The 16,350-nt window shown below is 59.8% G+C and carries 11 protein-coding genes and 2 pseudogenes; 3 read left to right on the top strand and 10 right to left on the bottom strand.

Annotated features, from left to right (window positions below; translation table 11 throughout):
* Positions 1 to 34 precede the first annotated feature (34 nt).
* From CES87_RS11920 to hutC, 4 genes are all read right to left on the bottom strand, one after another.
* Positions 35 to 1,504 (bottom strand): cytosine permease, encoded by a 1,470-nt coding sequence (locus tag CES87_RS11920; protein WP_128606262.1) that lies wholly within the window; start codon positions 1,502 to 1,504, stop codon positions 35 to 37.
* Positions 1,505 to 1,648: 144 nt separating this feature from the next.
* Positions 1,649 to 3,331: a urocanate hydratase gene (hutU, locus tag CES87_RS11915; protein ID WP_128606261.1), complete on the bottom strand. Its 1,683-nt coding sequence runs from the start codon at positions 3,329 to 3,331 to the stop codon at positions 1,649 to 1,651.
* Between the two features lie 479 nt (positions 3,332 to 3,810).
* Positions 3,811 to 4,383 carry a HutD family protein gene (locus CES87_RS11910; protein ID WP_128606260.1) on the bottom strand — a complete coding sequence of 191 codons (573 nt, stop codon included), beginning with the start codon at positions 4,381 to 4,383 and terminating at the stop codon, positions 3,811 to 3,813.
* Positions 4,380 to 5,090, bottom strand: coding sequence for a histidine utilization repressor (hutC, locus tag CES87_RS11905; protein ID WP_170948611.1), 711 nt, complete (start codon positions 5,088 to 5,090; stop codon positions 4,380 to 4,382). Before hutC ends, CES87_RS11910 begins: the two co-directional genes overlap by 4 nt.
* A gap of 146 nt (positions 5,091 to 5,236) precedes the next feature.
* Between hutC and CES87_RS11900 the strand changes: the two genes are divergently transcribed.
* Positions 5,237 to 6,601 (top strand): formimidoylglutamate deiminase, encoded by a 1,365-nt coding sequence (locus CES87_RS11900; RefSeq protein WP_128606258.1) that lies wholly within the window; start codon positions 5,237 to 5,239, stop codon positions 6,599 to 6,601.
* 130 nt (positions 6,602 to 6,731) lie between these two features.
* On the opposite strand, the gene CES87_RS11895 is transcribed toward CES87_RS11900, so the two are convergent.
* A complete protein-coding gene (locus CES87_RS11895; RefSeq protein WP_128606257.1) occupies positions 6,732 to 7,301 on the bottom strand; it encodes a lipocalin family protein in 570 nt (189 codons plus the stop codon).
* Between the two features lie 31 nt (positions 7,302 to 7,332).
* Positions 7,333 to 7,587 carry an outer membrane protein assembly factor BamE gene (locus CES87_RS11890; RefSeq protein WP_128606256.1) on the bottom strand — a complete coding sequence of 85 codons (255 nt, stop codon included), beginning with the start codon at positions 7,585 to 7,587 and terminating at the stop codon, positions 7,333 to 7,335.
* A 94-nt stretch (positions 7,588 to 7,681) separates the two neighbouring features.
* Here CES87_RS11890 and CES87_RS34240 point away from each other — a divergent pair.
* Positions 7,682 to 8,902, top strand: a pseudogene (locus tag CES87_RS34240) (cache domain-containing protein); the annotation flags it as partial.
* Positions 8,903 to 8,995: 93 nt separating this feature from the next.
* Positions 8,996 to 9,760: a methyl-accepting chemotaxis protein gene (locus CES87_RS34235; RefSeq protein WP_371858201.1), complete on the top strand. Its 765-nt coding sequence runs from the start codon at positions 8,996 to 8,998 to the stop codon at positions 9,758 to 9,760.
* A 113-nt stretch (positions 9,761 to 9,873) separates the two neighbouring features.
* Here CES87_RS34235 and CES87_RS11880 read toward each other — a convergent pair whose 3' ends face one another.
* The 4 genes and pseudogenes from CES87_RS11880 to CES87_RS11865 all read right to left on the bottom strand — a co-directional run bounded on the left by CES87_RS11880 (position 9,874) and on the right by CES87_RS11865 (position 16,319).
* Complete coding sequence (locus tag CES87_RS11880) at positions 9,874 to 10,476, bottom strand: DUF924 family protein (protein WP_128606254.1); 603 nt, start codon at positions 10,474 to 10,476, stop codon at positions 9,874 to 9,876.
* Positions 10,477 to 10,479: 3 nt separating this feature from the next.
* Positions 10,480 to 11,490: a class 1 fructose-bisphosphatase gene (locus CES87_RS11875; RefSeq protein ID WP_128606253.1), complete on the bottom strand. Its 1,011-nt coding sequence runs from the start codon at positions 11,488 to 11,490 to the stop codon at positions 10,480 to 10,482.
* 265 nt (positions 11,491 to 11,755) lie between these two features.
* Positions 11,756 to 13,125 (bottom strand): annotated as a pseudogene (locus tag CES87_RS11870) (DUF3999 domain-containing protein).
* The gene (locus CES87_RS11865) at positions 13,122 to 16,319 is read right to left on the bottom strand and encodes a DUF2339 domain-containing protein (protein ID WP_128606252.1); all 3,198 of its coding nucleotides are present in this window, start codon (positions 16,317 to 16,319) and stop codon (positions 13,122 to 13,124) included. Before CES87_RS11865 ends, CES87_RS11870 begins: the two are co-directional and overlap by 4 nt.
* Positions 16,320 to 16,350: the final 31 nt, after the last annotated feature.

Genomic DNA, 16,350 nt, shown 5'->3' with positions numbered 1-16,350 from the left:
AGTTCAAGAGGCATCCAGCCCTGTCCACGTCCAATCAGGCCTGCGCTGCAGCGCGACCCACACTTAGCTTTTGTTCGGTGACCGCGTCCTGCTCGACCGGCAGGATCAAACGATCGGGTACTGCGCCATGCCATTTTTTCGCGCACAGGTAATACAGGGCCGCGGGAAGCACCAGACCGATGATCCAGGAAATATCCACATCACCCAGAGCAGCCACCAGCGGACCGGTATAGAACTTGGTGGAAATGAACGGCAGCTGCACCAGCACACCGAACACATAGATGCTGATACCGAGGATGTTCCAGCGGCCGTAGCGACCGTTCGGATCAGCCAGCGCCGGCACGTCATAGCGCTCGCGGGTGATGCAGTAGTAGTCCACCAGGTTGATCGCGCTCCATGGCGTAAAGAACGCCAGCAGGAACAGGATGAAGGACTTGAACGCACCGAGGAACGAGTGCTGACCGAGCAACGCCATCAGGGTCGCAGCACCGACGATAACCAGCACGAACACCAGACGCTGCAAGCGCGTTACTTTCAGGTCACCACGGAAACCGCTGATGACGGTCGCGATGCACATGAAGCTGCCGTAGGAGTTCAGCGTGGAGATGGTGACCTTGCCGAACGCGATGCTGAAGTACAGCAGCGCCGCGGTGGCACCGGTACCGCCCAAACCAACGATATAGGCCACTTCGTGGCCCGCGAATTGCCCATTGGACGAGGCAGCGGCAAACACGCCGAGGATCATCGCCACTTGTGCGCCAATGACCGAACCTGCGCCAGCGGCGAAAAAGGTTTTCACCGAGGACGTCTTGCTCGGCAGGTAGCGTGAATAGTCAGCCACGTAAGGGCCGAAAGCGATCTGCCAGGACGCCGCGAGCGACACCGCAAGCAGGAAGCTGCTCCAGCTGAAGTGGCGGATTTCCAGCAGTGCGCCAACGTCAGTCTGGCTCATCAGACGGCTGAACAGGAAAACAAAGGCAATTACACCAATGACACTGGCAACACGACCAATCCAATGGATCACCCGATAACCGAGCACCGTGACCAGCACGATGACACTAGCGAAGGCGAGGATACCAACGGTGTCACTGACGCCAAACAACTGGCCCAGCGCCTGGCCGGACAGCACGGTACCCGTGGCGGTGAAGCCGAGGTACATCAAGCAGACCAGCACAATCGGGATGGCCGCGCCATAAACGCCGAACTGCACGCGGCTGGAGATCATCTGTGGCAGGCCAAGCTTGGGTCCTTGCGCGGCATGCAGCGCCATGACGCCACCGCCGAGCAGTTGCCCGATCAACAGGCCGATCAACGACCAGAACACATCACCGCCGAGCACCACGGCCAGGGCCCCGGTGACAATCGCGGTGATTTGCAGGTTGGCACCCATCCATAGGGTGAACTGGCTAAACAGACGACCGTGTCTTTCCGCTTCCGGGATGTAGTCGATCGAGCGCTTCTCGATCAACGGTTTACTGCCTGCACGATCGCTGTTAACAGCCATGGTTCAACCTCTGTGGATTGTTATTTTGGGTTGGTGTAATCCCCTGTAGGAGCGAGGCTTGCCCGCGAACCGCGGTGTGTCAGAAATGACGCCTTCGCGGGCAAGCCTCGCTCCTACAGGTTTTGCGTTAAGCCAAGGCCTGTTTTATTTACCGGTAATCATCGGCAGGTTCAGCCCTTGTTCCTTGGCGCAGTCAATCGCGATCTGGTAACCCGCATCGGCGTGACGCATAACGCCGGTCGCCGGGTCGTTGTGCAGGACGCGAGCGATACGCTCGGCCGCTTCGTCAGTACCGTCGCAGACAATCACCATGCCCGAATGCTGGGAGAAGCCCATGCCGACGCCGCCACCGTGGTGCAGGGACACCCAGGTCGCGCCGCTCGCGGTGTTGAGCAGAGCGTTGAGCAGTGGCCAGTCGGACACGGCGTCGGAACCGTCCTGCATCGATTCGGTTTCACGGTTCGGGCTGGATACCGAACCGGAGTCCAGGTGGTCGCGACCGATGACGATTGGCGCGGACAATTCGCCGCTACGGACCATTTCGTTGAACGCCAGACCGAGCTTGGCGCGCAGACCCAGGCCAACCCAGCAGATACGTGCCGGCAGACCCTGGAAGCTGATGCGCTCGCGCGCCATGTCCAGCCAGTTGTGCAGGTGGGCGTCGTCCGGGATCAGTTCTTTGACCTTGGCGTCGGTTTTGTAGATGTCTTCAGCGTTGCCCGACAGTGCCGCCCAACGGAACGGGCCGATACCACGGCAGAACAGCGGACGGATGTAAGCCGGTACGAAGCCTGGGAAGTCGAATGCGTTTTCCACGCCTTCTTCTTGCGCCATCTGACGGATGTTGTTGCCGTAGTCGAAGGTCGGCACGCCCATTTTCTGGAAGTCGAGCATGGCTTTAACGTGTACAGCCATCGATTGCTTGGCGGCTTTGACCACAGCGGCTGGCTCGGTCTTGGCGCGAGCGCGGTACTCTTCCCAGGTCCAGCCGGCTGGCAGGTAGCCGTTGAGCGGGTCGTGGGCGCTGGTCTGGTCGGTGACCATGTCCGGACGCACACCACGACGGACCAGTTCCGGCAGGATTTCAGCAGCGTTACCGAGCAGGGCGATGGAAATCGCTTTGCCTTCTTTGGTGTATTTGGCGATACGTGCCAGGGCGTCTTCGAGGTCAGTAGCCTGCTCATCGACGTAGCGGCTGTTCAGACGGAAATCGATGCTGACCTGCTGGCATTCGATGTTCAGCGAGCAAGCGCCGGCCAGGGTGGCGGCCAGAGGCTGAGCACCGCCCATGCCGCCCAGACCAGCGGTCAGGACCCACTTGCCTGTCAGGTCATCGTTGTAGTGCTGGCGACCGGCTTCGACGAAGGTTTCGTAGGTGCCCTGGACGATGCCCTGGCTGCCGATGTAGATCCAGCTGCCGGCGGTCATCTGGCCGTACATGGCCAGGCCTTTGGCGTCGAGTTCGTTGAAGTGTTCCCAGTTCGCCCAGTGCGGCACCAGGTTGGAGTTGGCGATCAGCACGCGCGGGGCGTTGGTGTGGGTCTTGAACACGCCGACCGGCTTGCCGGATTGCACCAGCAGGGTCTCGTCATCGTTCAGGTTGGTCAGGCTTTCAACGATCTTGTCGTAGCATTCCCAGTTACGTGCAGCACGACCAATACCACCGTAAACCACCAGTTCTTTAGGGTTCTCGGCGACTTCCGGGTCGAGGTTGTTCATCAGCATGCGCAGCGGCGCTTCAGTCAGCCAGCTCTTTGCGGTCAGCTTGTTACCGCGGGCAGCGCGGATTTCAACGTTACGAAACTTAGTGGTTTTGTTGTCAGTCACGAAAAAGACTCCTCAGCGATCAATCCAAACCAACCCTGGCGGTGGGTAAGCCAGCCTGTGCGCATCGTTGCGCTACAAGCGAATCAGTGGACGTTGCGAGGAGTCTCGATCGACTCATACGCATACGTCTTTACTTGTACATACAAGCATATGCAATCAAGCGGCCAACTTGTTGGATGGGCATGCAAGAAAAATTCTGAAATAGCTGGAGAGCGCCTGAATCAAGGGTTCTGGCGTAGATGAAATTTTTCGAGGGGATTTTTTGAACGGTGGGGGGTGTTGTTACTTGAGCGTGGTTTTGCGCCACGCTGGGGCGTTCGGTAACAAAGTGGTGCGCGGAGGGAAACGATTTTCTTCTGTAGGAGCGAGCATGCTCGCGATGGTGGTGAACGATGACGCGAGAAACCAGATGCCAGCGGCGTCCTCTGGTTTTTCGCGAGCATGCTCGCTCCTACAGGAGGTAATGGAAAGGTTTTGGATCAGTGTGCTGTCAGTTCGATCACGCAGCAGGCGCCGTTGCTGGAGACTTCCAGCAGACCGGTGTTACCAACAAGTTGCAGACAATCATGGCGACCAAGCAGCGATGCATTGTTACCGACCTTCAGCTCAAGCGTATCGCTGACGCTGAATACCAGCACAGTCCCCGCCTCGCTGAAAAACCGCTGCTCGCCGCTCAGCCATTGCAGCCGTGCGCTGTAACGCTGCGGCGCGTAGATCAAGTTGAAATCGCGGATCGGCCCACCAAGTAGCGTGCAGGAAACCTGACTCTCACCGCTGAAGGCAAACGGATCGATGGGTAACAACGACCGCGTTACCCGGCCGTCGACCGACAGGGTCATGCCGTCGCCCTGCAGCACGGTAATTATCCGCTCGTAACCGGCAAAGGTAGAAAACCCGCCCGACTCGCCGATGTCGGCAATCGACAGCCGCCAGCCGAAACCATCCAGGCCAGTGCCGGCGTCACGGGTGATTTCTTCGGTGCTGCCACCACCGTTTTTCCACGGCATGCGCGGGTAATCTTTGGCGCGTAGAACCTTAACTTCACTGCTCATTTATGAAACCGACCTTCCAGACGATGACGGGAACCGGGGTGAATCAAACGAGCGGCCGTCACCGGCTGACGACCGGACCAGGTGCGGCGACGGATCAGCAGGCACGGCTCGCCCTTTTCAATCTGCAGCAACTTGCATTCGGACGGCTCGGCCAGAATCGCCTCGACCACGTGCTCGCCTTCAGTCAACGGCGCGACCTGGTTCAGGTAGGCGTAAGGCGTTTGCAGGGTGAAGTCCTGCTTGAGGTATTCCGGCGCCACCAGCGCGTTGACGAAACGATCTTCGATTTGCACCGGGATATCGTTTTCGAAATGCACGATCAGTGAGTGGAATACTTTCTGGCCTTCACGCATGTCCAGGGCCAGCGCACGCTCGGAACCTGCGGCCTCTTCTTCAAGGGTAATGACCTTGCAGGTGTGGCGATGACCACGGGAGGCGATTTCGTCGGCGATGTTGTGCACTTCAAACAGGGCGGACTGGCTTTTGGGCTCGGCGACGAATGTGCCGACGCCTTGCATGCGCACCAACAGACCGTCGGCGGTCATCTCGCGCAGGGCGCGGTTGATGGTCATGCGGCTGAAACCCAGCTGGCTGACCAGCTCGCTTTCCGACGGAACGCGGTAGTGCGGCGGCCAGTTTCCACTGTCGATTTGCTGGGTGATCATTTGTTTGACGCGAGCGTACAAGGGCGCCGGACTATCGCCCATGTTCGCGGCCAACGGAGAAACTGCAGGCGGAGTCGGCACGGTTAATCCTTGTTCGTTGAAGAGAGATTGCTAGCTTGCCGGAGTTTACCGGGCAGGCAAACGTCTGTATATGTATATACAAATAACACACGATGGGGTGCTGAACCATGTCCGCCTTCTTTGCCGAACGCGCGCTGCTGCCTAGTGGATGGGCCAACAATGTACGTCTAGAGGTCAGCGCCGATGGCGTCTTGACCCATATCCAGGCCGATTCCCATGCAGATGGTGCCGAACGGTTGCGCGGTCCGTTGTTACCGGGCATGCCGAATCTGCATTCCCACGCGTTCCAACGGGCCATGGCTGGGCTGGCCGAAGTGGCCGGTAATCCGAACGATAGTTTCTGGACCTGGCGCGATTTGATGTATCGCCTCGTCGGAAAAATCAGCCCGGAACAACTCGGGGTCATCGCCCGCCAGTTGTACATCGAAATGCTCAAGGCCGGTTACACCTCGGTAGCGGAATTTCACTACGTTCACCATGACACCAGCGGCCAACCGTATGCCGATCCAGCCGAACTGGCGCTGCGCATCAGCCAGGCGGCCAGTGCTGCCGGTATCGGCCTGACCCTGCTGCCGGTGCTCTACAGCCACTCAGGTTTCGGCGGCCAGACGCCGAATGATGGCCAGCGCCGCTTTATCAACAGCACCGAGAATTACCTGAAGCTGCAATCGCGCCTGCAACCTCTGCTGGCGCAGCAGAAGGCCCAGTCGCTGGGTCTGTGTTTCCACTCGCTACGCGCGGTTACACCACGGCAGATCAGTGAAGTATTGGCGGCCAGCGACAAGCAATGCCCTGTGCATATCCACATCGCCGAACAGCAGAAGGAAGTCGACGACTGCCTGACCTGGAGCGGCCGCCGTCCGCTGCAATGGCTGTACGAAAACACTGAAGTCGACCAGCGCTGGTGCCTGGTCCACGCCACCCATGCCAATCCGGAAGAAGTTACGTTGATGGCCAAGAGTCGCGCCATCGCCGGCCTTTGCCTGACCACCGAAGCCAACCTCGGCGACGGGATTTTCCCGGCTGTGGATTTTCTCGCCCAGGGCGGACGCATGGGCATCGGCTCCGACAGCCATGTGTCATTGAGCGTGGTCGAAGAATTGCGCTGGCTGGAATATGGTCAGCGTCTGCGCGATCAGCGACGTAACCGTTTGTACGGGGCGGATCAACCGATGGTCGGCCGCACGTTGTTCGATGCCGCGCTGGATGGTGGCGCGCAGGCGCTGGGGCAGCCGATTGGGGCGCTGGAAGTGGGCAAACGTGCTGACTGGCTGGTGCTGGATGGTAATGATCCATATCTGGCGACTGCCAGTGGTGACGGGATTCTGAATCGTTGGTTGTTTGCCGGTGGGGACCGTCAGGTGCGGGATGTACTGGTCAATGGCCAGTGGGTTGTGCGTGATGGGCGGCATGCCGCAGAAGAGGAAAGTAACCGAGCGTTCACCCAAGTCCTGCGCGATCTCCTGGGCTGACACTTGACCTGATCGTTCCCACGCTCTGCGTGGGAATGCCTCAATGGACGCTCTGCGTCCGCTGTTGGGACGCAGAGCGTCCCGGGCTGCGTTCCCACGCAGAGCGTGGGAACGATCAGTACCGCAATGGTCAGTTGGAGGTCTTGGCCATCTGCGTATCCGACGCCCGCCAGATCAGCCGCGTGGTGTCGTAACCCTGCTGACGCGCCTTGCTCAGCAATTCTTCACGCACGACACCGTTGACAGTCGGGGTGCGCGACAGCAGCCACAGGTAACGACGGCTCGGGTCGCCGACGATGGCAGTCTTGTAGTCGTCGCTTACAAATAACACCCAGTATTCGCCTTTCGCCGTACCCGGTATCAGCCGGGAGAACCAGGTATCGAACTCGACCCACAATTTATCGGACTTGCCCGGTACCTGTGGATAAGCCGTACCCTTGACCTCTTCCCACTCCCATTGCGCAGTCAGACAGCGGTTGAGCACAGCTACATTGCCGTCAGGCTTGAGGGTGTAGTGGGCTTCCGATTGCGCGCAGTCGCGCTGGAAGTACATCGGTAGACGGGCCAACTCGTACCAGGTGCCCTGGTAGCGCTTGAGGTTGACGCTGTTGACGGTCTTGGGCGCCAACGGATCCTGGCCAGAAGTGGCGCAGCCGGCCAATACCAGGCCGGCAAAAAGCATCATCAATAACCGCTTCATTGTTTTTCTCCCGTGGGCGCGTAGCCCCGGATTACTTCAGGCCTTGGCCGGAAAACATCAGCACTTTGTCACCGGCATACTGCACGCTGATAAAGCTGTTCTTGTCGCCCCAAGTGCAACTGGACATGCCGAGCGCGCCTGAACAATCGGCCGGTTTGCCCAACAAGGTTTCAACCTCGGTCTTGGTCATACCGGAAGAGAGTTTCGAGTAATTTTCCTGATTGACCTTGCTGCATGCAGCCAACAACACGCAGAACGAAAGCAGGGCGATGGATCGCAGCGACATGGTGTAACTCCGGGGGCGAAGGGATCGGCATGGCTGCCGAGCAGAACCTTAGAAGAGAAAACCCCTCTCTGGTTCCCTCGCCCGACGCCTATTTATGGGGCCGCTCGTCTGCCTTCTGCCAGGGAATCAATTACTTTGTGCAGCTATCGAGCATTTCGTCGGTTTTATTGAAAAGCGCCTAATCTTTGGCGCCGCCCGGTCGACATATATGGCAGTGCGATGCCCATGGTTGCGGCACTTGCCCCCTTCGTCGACAAGCCTTTGCGTGGTAGCTCATTTTATGACCAGAAACATGAAGTTCAGCCACAAAATTCTGTTGGCTGCAGCCCTCGTGGTGGCCGTTGCATTCGCCTGTTTCATCCTGTTCAACGACTATCGCCAGCGTCAGACGTTGCGCAGCAGTACCGAGGCTTCAATGCAGGAGCTCGGCAGCCTGACCACCAGCAACATCCAGACCTGGCTGGAGAGCCGCATCCAGCTGCTGCAATCGCTGTCCCAGCAAATTGCCGTGGACGGCAGCGCCTTGGCAAATCTGAAGCGCGCCATCGACCTGCCCGCCTATACCGGTAACTTCCAGCTCAGTTACTTCGGCGGCAGCGATGGCGTGATGTTCTCGGTCCCGGCGGGCAACCGCGCGGCGGACTACGACCCACGCGCCCGCGGCTGGTACAAAGCGGCCAACAGCGCACAGCAGACCATCGTCACTGAACCGTACATCGCAGCGTCTTCGGGCAAACTGGTGATTACCGTGGCAACGCCGGTGCAGCGCCAGGGCCAAATGATCGGCGTCGCCGGCGCCGACATCGATCTGTCCAGCGTCAGCGCGATCATCAACTCGCTGAACTTCGGTGGACACGGCCACGCGTTCATCGTCGGCGCCGACGGCAAAATCCTGATCCACCCGGATAGCAAACTGGTGCTCAAGAACCTGTCCGACGCCTACCCGAGCGACACACCGAAAGTCAGCCCAGGTATGAAAGAAGTCGAGATCGACGGCAAGCGCCAGTTCATCTCCTTCACCCACGTCAACGGTGTGCCGTCGGCGGATTGGTATGTGGCGCTGGTGCTCGACCAGGACACCGCCTTTTCGATGCTCAGCGAATTTCGCACCTCGGCGATTATTGCCATGGTGATCGCGGTGGTGATCATCATCGCGTTGCTGGGTATGCTGATCAGCTTCCTGATGCAGCCATTGCTGACCATGGGCCGTGCCATGCACGACATCGCCGAAGGTGAAGGTGACCTGACCAAACGCCTGACCATTCACGGTCATGACGAATTCGGCGCGCTGGGCCTGTCGTTCAACCGTTTCGTCGAGCGTATTCACACCTCGATCCGCGAAGTATCCTCGGCCACCGGCCAGGTCAATGAAGTGGCGCTGCGTGTAGTGGCGGCCTCCAACTCGTCGATGTTCAACTCCGATCAGCAAGCCTCGCGCACCAGCAGCGTTGCCGCGGCGATCAACCAGCTCGGCGCCGCCGCCCAGGAAATCGCCCAGAACGCCGCCCTCGCCTCCCAGCATTCGAGCGATGCCCGCAGCTTGGCCGAAGAAGGCCAGCAGGTTGTGGATAAAACCATCTCGGCGATGCATCAGCTGTCAGCAAAGATCAGTGATTCGTGTGGCAACATCGAGACGCTAAACAGCAACACCGTCAACATCGGGCAGATTCTGGAAGTGATCACCAGCATCTCCCAGCAGACCAACCTGCTGGCCCTTAACGCCGCCATCGAAGCAGCGCGCGCCGGTGAAGCCGGACGTGGTTTTGCGGTGGTTGCCGATGAAGTGCGCAACCTCGCCCATCGCACCCAGGATTCGGCGCAGCAAGTGCAGAAGATGATCGAAGAGCTGCAAGTCGGTGCCCGCGAAGCGGTGAGCATCATGACCGACAGCCAGCGCCAGAGCGAAAGCAGTGTCGGCATCGCCAACCAGGCTGGAGAACGCCTGGGCAGCGTGACCCAGCGCATCGGCGAAATCGACGGCATGAACCAATCCGTGGCAACGGCGACGGAAGAACAGACCGCCGTGGTGGAATCGATCAACGTCGACATTACCGAGATCAATACGCTGAACCAGGAAGGTGTGGAGAACCTGCAGTCGACCTTGCGCGCGTGTGCAGACCTTGAGCAGCAGGCGGCGCGGTTGAAGCAGTTGGTGGGTAGTTTCAGGATCTAGCGTCTGCACTGGCCCCTTCGCGGGCAAGCCTCGCTCCTACAGATTTTGCGCAACGCCTTAATCCTGTAGGAGCGAGGCTTGCCCGCGAAGACGGCAGCAGCCGCACTGAAGAATTAAAACCTTGAACCCGGCCTCGAGAGAAACTCCAGCTCCTGCGCCGTAGACTCCCTTCCCAACACCGCATTGCGATGCGGAAACCGTCCAAATTGCGCGATCACTTTCTGATGCTTCTCGGCATAGTTCAGATAGTCGGCAAACAACGCCTGATCAGACTCCGGTTGTTGCGCGAGCAGTTCGATGTGGCGCGAGACACCCTCGTTCTGCAGCGCAAGGTTTTCGCAGTGTTCGAACACAAGGTAGATGAATACCCGCTGAATCGGTGGCAACTGCCCATCGAAATCCGCAGCAATGCCCTGCGCCACCAGCACCTGAGCCCTGATGTCACCTGAATAAGCTTGGGGAGAGTCGCGAAAGATCATTCGCGGCAGTTGGTCGAGCAACAGCACCAGAGCCAGCCAACCTTCGGGGCGTTGCGCCCACTCGGTCAATCCGCCGGCCAGTGCCTGCTCGACCTGGGCCCCGAAACGCTTGCGCGCTTCGAGGTCCTGGCTGTCACGCTTGCCGAACCACAACTTGCCCTTCTGCGCCGCCACTTCGTTCGGTGATTCGGAGTGTCCGAACCACCATTCGAGCAACGGCTGCCAGGGCGCGTTCATGGCTTACTCCTTGTGGTAAGCCGTGGCGCGTGCGACTTCTTCTTTCGAGCCGAGGAACACCGCTACACGCTGGTGCAGGCCTTCAGGCTGGATGTCGAGGATGCGCTGGTGGCCGTCCGTGGAGGCACCGCCCGCTTGTTCCACGAGGAACGACATCGGGTTGGCTTCGTACATCAGGCGCAGCTTGCCTGGCTTCGACGGCTCGCGGCTGTCGCGTGGGTACATGAACAGGCCGCCACGGGTCAGGATACGGTGTACGTCCGCGACCATCGCGGCGACCCAACGCATGTTGTAGTTCTTTTTCAGCGGGCCTTCTTCGCCAGCCAGCAATTCGTCGACGTAGCGTTGCACTGGAGCTTCCCAGTGACGCTGGTTGGACATATTAATGGCGAATTCCTGGGTGGATTCAGGAATGGTGATGTTTTCGTGGGTCAGGACGAAGCTGCCCATTTCACGGTCCAGGGTGAAGCCTTTGACGCCGTCGCCCAGGGTCAGCACCAGCATGGTTTGAGGGCCGTAGATGGCGTAACCGGCGGCTACCTGCTGGGTGCCTGGCTGCAGGAAAGCTTTTTCATTCAAGGCTTCGTTCTGGCTCAGGTATTCGCTCGGGCAACGCAGCACCGAGAAGATAGTACCGACCGGAGCGTTGATATCGATGTTCGACGAACCGTCCAGTGGATCGAATACCAGCAGGTAGGCGCCTTTCGGGTATTTGCCCGGGATCTGGTAGGCGTTGTCCATTTCTTCGGACGCCATGCCGGCCAGGTGACCGCCCCACTCGTTGGCTTCGAGCAGGATTTCGTTGGAGATCACGTCCAGCTTCTTCTGCACTTCGCCTTGGACGTTTTCAGTGCCCATGCTGCCCAGAACACCGCCCAGGGCGCCTTTGGAAACGGCGTGGCTGATCTCCTTGCAAGCACGCGCCACCACTTCGATCAGGAAGCGCAGATCGGCAGGAGTGTTGTTGCTACGGGTCTGCTCAATCAAATAGCGACTCAAGGTAACGCGGGACATGGAAGGCTCCGGAGGAATGGGGGGGCTTAAAAACCCGCGCAGTTTAACGCGAGTCGGGGCGCATTTCCTCCTATCAGACGTGATCGGCTGAAGAGAGTTCATGCGCGGGGATTAGCGTAGTTCGAATTGGGCAAGGTTTGGTGGCCGTTTGGGGATTTTTGGTGACTGTAAGGACGCCTTCGCGGGCAAGCCTCGCTCCTACAGGTCACGTACAACCTGTAGGAGCGAGGCTTGCCCGCGAACTGGTGCGCAGCACCAGCCATTCTCAGGAGTTGGCCGGCGGCTTGCGAAGCAGACTGAACGCCATCGCGGCCAGAAACAGCACGCTGAGCAACAACACCGTCCACAGGCCAAATTTCTTCCAGTCTGTCCCGACCGGAGCCGACACTGTCGAGGGAGGCGCAGCCACCACAGTCCCGCCACCGACCGAAGCCCTGCCCAACGTCACCAGTTTCGCCGCGCTGTAATCTGGAATCAGCGTCGCCAACGGCAGGTTCGCCGCCTTGGCCGTCGCACTGCCCAACGCCAGCGTGTATGGCCCGGGGCCGCGTGCCAGAAACACCAATTGCGTGGCGCGCACGGCATATTTCAACGTTGGCGCCTGAGTCCCCAAGCCACCGCCACGCTCGTCCACGGTCAGTTTCAACTGCTGTACGGTTTGCCCCGACAACTGCAATTCGTTCTGCACCACATCCTGGCCACTTTGGGTCAGGCGATACAGCAAACCACCGCTCAGCGGCTGCCAAGGCAGACTACTTTCCCGGCGACCGGACAAGGTCACTGGCGCCAGACTGTTGGGCTGATCCAACGCGACCTGCACGCGCTCGACGTTCAGCCCCATCGGCAATTGCCAGGTGTACTCACCTGCCTTCACGGTATTGCCCGCCAACGCTTGCGACCAGACCAGCGGCAACGACAGGCTGCGGGGGCCAGTGCTTTGCAGTTGTGCTGAAGTCAGGATCGGCGCCGATTGCGGCGTGTTCCACAGCAATCGCAGATATCGCGCCGACTGCCCGGGCAGCCCGACTTCATGTTGTTCGACCCGTTCATCGGCAAAGGCCAACCGCGCCACCTGCCCTTCGCCCCAGAACTGCCAATGCTGCAAATCGTCGCTGGCTTCGATACTGAACCGCTGGAAACCATCGCGCTCACTGGTCCAGTCGAGAACCAACTGCTGTAACGGTGCCTTGATGCCGCTGGCGTCGAGTAGCCAGCCACGCAACTCTTCTTCGCCCGCTTCCAGCTGGGTGGAGGGCTGCACTTCGACCAGCGCGCCGTTGGCGCTTGATTGCACACGCACGCTCGGTGTGCGTTCGGTAGCGTCTGCCGAGTTATATAGCGGGAACCATTTGACGTCGGTCAGGTTGCGGTTTTCGTCGGTCTGTGCGGTTACCCGCGCCAGGCGTAGGCCTGCACATCGCCGACAGCATTGAACACGCGCACATCGCTGAGGTCTGTCTGACGCGCATTCAGCTGCACCGCCAAGGGCAATTCAAGGCGATACCACGGGCCTTCGCCGCTCACGGACAACGGCACCTGCGTGGTGAAGTCCGCCGGTTTTTCCTGAGCACTGGCCGACAGCGCCATGCCCATCGCAACAGCGCCCAACCATCCCAGGTTCAACTTCTGACTCAAGACGACACTCCTTCGGTTTGAGGGTCCGGTTTTTCAGCGCCCGACACCGCCTCGACGCGTTTGGGCGGCAACGGAGCGAAGTAGCCCACCACCAGCAGCAACACGCCAACGCCAATAAACGAGACAATCCGGGCGAGTCCGCCGCGACTGCTCAATTCGATAAAGAACAGTTTGGTCACCACGATGCCGATCAACGCTGCGCCGATCAGCCAGACTTCGCGGCGATGGCGCAAATGTCCGCCGATCATCAATCCAAGGGCCATCAAGGTCCAGACGATAGACAGGCCAGCCTGCACTCGCATGGACTCAAGTAGCAGATCAAGCTCGAACGGCACACCACTCCACTGATGCGCTGTGCGCATGACCAATGCTGTGAAGAAAACGAACAGCGAGGCACCCATGATCGGTTGTATGGCTTTGGCTGCGAATTCCTCGCCCGCCGCCAGTTGTGTCACGGCAGTGCGGGACCAGACATAGACGCCGAACAACGCAAACATCAGACCCAACTCCAATGGGTTGATCAGCGGCACATAAGGCAACGGCTCCGCGGCGCCGTCACTGAAGGCGTTCGCCAACCAGAACCAGACGAGCATCAACAACGCCAGCGGTGCGCCAGCGTACACCCGGTATTCGCGGGAGTAAGAGGACACCGGCCACGGCCAGGCGCGGGGTGCTGCCATCAGCACCAGATACAGACTCGGCAGGATCGCCCAACCCAGCCAGCGCCAGGCGTTGTATTGCTCGGACAACAGCATCAGGCCGTAACGCAACTCCAGGGCCAACACCCCGATCAACAGCCAGCAGCCGATTACATGAGCAGTACTCAATATCCGCGCCGGCAACATCGGCGCCAGGCGCCGCAGAGAGATGAAATGCACCACGAACAGCGCTGACCAGACCAGCCAGCCGAAATTGGCGGCCGGGTGATACCGCGGTTCACCAGTAAGTGGCCCAAGGGCCGCCAACAACACCAGCGCGCCAGCGGGTATCAACACGGTGCAGAGCAACCCCAGCGACGGCCATTCCAGACGCAGCGCCAACAAGGTCCACAGTGCAACGCTCACGGCCGCGACAACCAGCACAAGTGTCGCTTGCAGCGGCAACGGCGCAAAGTGCAGCACCTCACTGACCCATGCCAACGCCCACCAGGCCGCGCCCCACACGAGCAACATCCGGGACAAACGCTGCAAAGTCGATCCATCAAACGCCATGGCCGCATGGCCGATTTGCAAACGCCAGGCGCAGGCCAACGCAGCCAGCCCCAGCATCAGCGGCGCCCAGAAACTGCCATGGGCCAATGGCCGCAGGTCTTCACTGAACAGAGGCCACGATGTGAGGAACAACGCACCACCCAACAGTTGCACCGCAAGCGCGGTGAGCAGGACCACCCGCGATTCGAGGCGCAGACCGACAACTACCGTCACCAACCCGGCCAAGGCCCAGCTGATCACCGTGCCGTGGGTAAAGAAAAACAACGGTGCCAACAGATAGAGAAACGCCAGACCAAGACAGGCCAAAACCGGCATGCCTTGGCGCTCCCAAGGCTTGGCTTGCTCCGGCAACGCTTTATACAACTGGTAGAAGCTGAACAACAGTGCGACGCCCAGCATCAGCGCGCCCAACGGTGTGCCGTCGAGCAGGCTGCCCTCACCGCTGCGCAGCCCGCTGAAAAACGCCAGCGCCGAACCCAGTTGCAGCAGTAAGGCAAAGGCTCGGGCCAATGGCCGCCGCTGACGCAGGCCGAGCCAGAAAATCCCCGCGCCTTCCACTGCCCATGCGGCGCTCGTCCAGCGCGCATCCAGCCCCAGCGGGATCGCCAGGCTGGTAAAGATCACACCCAAGGCCAGGCAAGTTTCGCCTAACAGCATTGCACGGCCACCCATCAGCAAACGGGCCAGCCCCATGTAGATCATACCCAGCGCCAAGGCGCTGAACGCAGCAGCGAACTCCAAATGCTGTACCAGAGCGAATTGCAAGCCGAAGCCCGCCAACGGTGGACCAAACAGCAGCGTGCCATCGACGTAGTCACCTTTGCGCGCCGACCAGCGCAACAATGCTGCACGACTGTCGTCCTCGGGCTCGCCGCTCATTTCCAACAGCTTGCGACGGGTAAATAGCAGGCCGATGGCCAGGTACATCAGAAAGAACAGAATCAGAAACGGCTCGGTGCTCCACAGCAGTTCCGGTGTATAGGAGCGCAAGCCCCAGGCGAAACCGATGCCGAAGGTGCCAACAAAGCCGATGACATTCAGCAAGCGCCAGGCCTTGAACCAGGCGATGGCCAGGATGCCGGCATTGAGCAGGGCGAAGTAGCTGAACAGCGCGATGTGGCTACCGCTGCCGGTGGAGGCCAGGATCGGTGCGGCGAATCCACCCAGCACGGCGACGCAAGCCAACCCCATGGCATCCTGGGTCACGGCGAGGATCGCCGAGAACACCGTTATCGCTACCAGAATGCCAAACGCCGCCGAAGGATCGAGCAACGGATGCAGGCGCATCGCTGCAAACACCGTCAGATACAACACAGCGACGCCGGCGCCTTGCAGCATCAAAGCGTAATGATTGTTTCGTGTACGCAGCCACCAGCCCAGGCCGAGTAGCCCCAACGACACCGCCGCGACACCGGCATAACGCAACTCGATCGGCACCACGATGCCTTCGGTGGCGTAGCGCAGCAGGAAAGCCAGACCGAGAAACAACAGCACCACGCCGACCCGCAACACGGTGTTGCCGCCAAACAACCAAGCGCGGGCAGCGCTGATGGCGCGTTCGATGAAGTTGGGGCCGCGGGGAATGGCGGGGAGTTGCGGATCGCGGATGGCAGGCTGCGGTTTCCAGGCATCGACGGGTTCAAGTTCGGGCGGCAGTTCCCAGATCAGTTCCGGGGTTTCGACAGGGGCTTGCGCGACAACGATGTCAGGGGCTGGAGTGGTTTCCTTGATTACAGCTTCACCGGTTTCAGTAGCGGTGACGCCGGACACTTCCAAAAGGGCCAACCGTTGCTCGACCCCATGCAGTGCAACCTGCGCTTGCTCAAGCAAACGACGCTGCTCAGTGGCTTGCGAAGCCAATTGGTGAATACGAATGACCTGGCCAATCACCAAACCGAGCAATGCACCCAGCAGTGCATCGCTGAACGACTCATCGAGTATCCAGCCCAGCACCAGGCCAATCAGCATGAACATCCATTGCATGGTCGATATCCCTAAGCGGCCCCTTCATGGG

Origin of the sequence: Pseudomonas sp. ERMR1:02 (assembly GCF_002277815.1) — a bacterium.
Taxonomy (GTDB): Bacteria; Pseudomonadota; Gammaproteobacteria; order Pseudomonadales; family Pseudomonadaceae; genus Aquipseudomonas.
The sequence above is the reverse complement of the archived record's forward strand: the minus strand, read 5'-3'. Positions and strand labels throughout refer to the sequence as shown.